Origin of the sequence: Cetobacterium sp. (assembly GCF_048470075.1) — a bacterium.
In the GTDB taxonomy this organism is placed as follows: domain Bacteria; phylum Fusobacteriota; class Fusobacteriia; order Fusobacteriales; family Fusobacteriaceae; genus Cetobacterium_A.
This window is the reverse complement of record NZ_DBGBQB010000099.1, coordinates 1-1,635: the sequence shown is the minus strand read 5'-3', so window position 1 is coordinate 1,635 and position 1,635 is coordinate 1. Positions and strand designations below refer to the sequence as shown.

Below are 1,635 nucleotides of genomic sequence, written 5' to 3'. Positions count from 1 at the left end.
ACCGGGAACAGGTAAAACTTACAATGCAATAGATAGAGCAATTGAAATATTAGATAATGAGTTCTATATAGCTATTGATTCTGATGATACATTAAAAAAAGAAATAGACTTAAGGAAAAGTTTAAGGAATATAGAAACAATAGTCAAATTGAGATGATAACTTTTCATCAATCATATAGTTATGAAGATTTTGTAGAGGGAATAAGAGCAGATGTAGATGAGAGTGAAAATATTAGTTATAATGTAGCTAATGGAATATTCAAAGAAATTTCTAGAAGAGCATTGAAAAATTTGAAAAATAGTGAAAACATCAATGACAAGAAAAAAGATTTTGAAGATGTTTTTAAAGAGGTTATTTTAGATAGGTTAGATGACGAAGAAGGGCTAAGAATAGAAACAAAACAAAAATATTTTCTAATAACAGATGTCAATAAAAAGACTATTTTTTTTACCAAGGCAAATGGTAGTAATAACCACTCACTATCAATTGATAGCTTAAGAAAAATGTATGAAAATGAAAAAAATGATATGTCTGGTTTGAGATCTTATTATAACTCTTTACTTGAATTGTTGCTAAAAAATTCAAAACAATCAAAAGAAAAAGAATGTATAAAAAACTATGTATTAATTATAGATGAGATAAATAGAGGAAATATATCTAAAATTTTTGGAGAACTGATCACTCTTATTGAGAATAGTAAAAGAATTGGTAATGATGAACAGATTAAAACAACTCTACCATATAGTAAAGAGAGTTTTGGAGTACCAAATAATCTATATATAATAGGAACAATGAATACAGCAGATAGAAGTATAGCTCTATTAGATACAGCTCTTAGAAGACGCTTTGAATTTATTGAGATGATGCCTGAATTAGATTGTTTATCTGGAAAAAACATAGAGGATGCACCAGAGATTAATTTAAGTAATTTTTTAAAAGTCATCAACAAAAGAATAGAATATCTTTATGATAGAGATCACACAATAGGGCATGCATATTTTATAAATATTAAAACGCTCCAAGATCTTAATAATGTTATGAGAAACAGAGTAATTCCTCTGTTACAAGAGTATTTTTATGACGATTGGGAAAAGATTCAACTTGTATTAGGAGATCATGAAAAGCAAATTGGAAAATCAGGAGATAGATTTATTATTAGTGAAGATGTAACTAGTAAGAGTATATTTGGATTTAATTTAGATGATATGGAGTTAAGTGAGTTTAATTATAGAGTTAATGATGAATTTACAAAGGAAAGTTATCTGAAAGTTTCTGAATTTGGAGAAAATTAAAATGAATGATAAAAGAGATATAACTCTAACTGAATATAGTTCTATTTTTATAGGAATAGAAAACGATGGAAAGAATATAGCTGTAAATAAAAAAACTTTTGAAGAGATTGAAACCTTTGTATTACAAAACTCAAATTATGTTCAGTATTTTAAATTAGGACAAAATAAAAGAGGGAAGTTTCTTCAGGCTCAAAATTATGTTGGAATAATTCAAACAAAAAGTGGAAGAACTATAGAGATATTGCCTAAGATAACTAGGTTAGATGAAGAGGAAAATATAGAAAAAAGCAAAAGAATTCTATTAAAGATGTTAAGAACTTTAAAGGATTCTCCCTTTAAAAC

2 protein-coding genes are annotated in these 1,635 nt (G+C 26.5%); both read left to right on the top strand.

All coding sequences use genetic code 11. The features are described from left to right. Nucleotides 1-153: 153 nt before the first annotated feature. Complete coding sequence (locus ACMOUI_RS03755) at nt 154-1,293, top strand: McrB family protein (protein WP_418964403.1); 1,140 nt, start codon at nt 154-156, stop codon at nt 1,291-1,293. Nucleotide 1,294: 1 nt separating this feature from the next. After that, nucleotides 1,295-1,635, top strand: a 341-nt coding sequence (locus ACMOUI_RS03750; RefSeq protein ID WP_418964402.1) for a 5-methylcytosine restriction system specificity protein McrC, incomplete at its 3' end; no start/stop codon positions are given.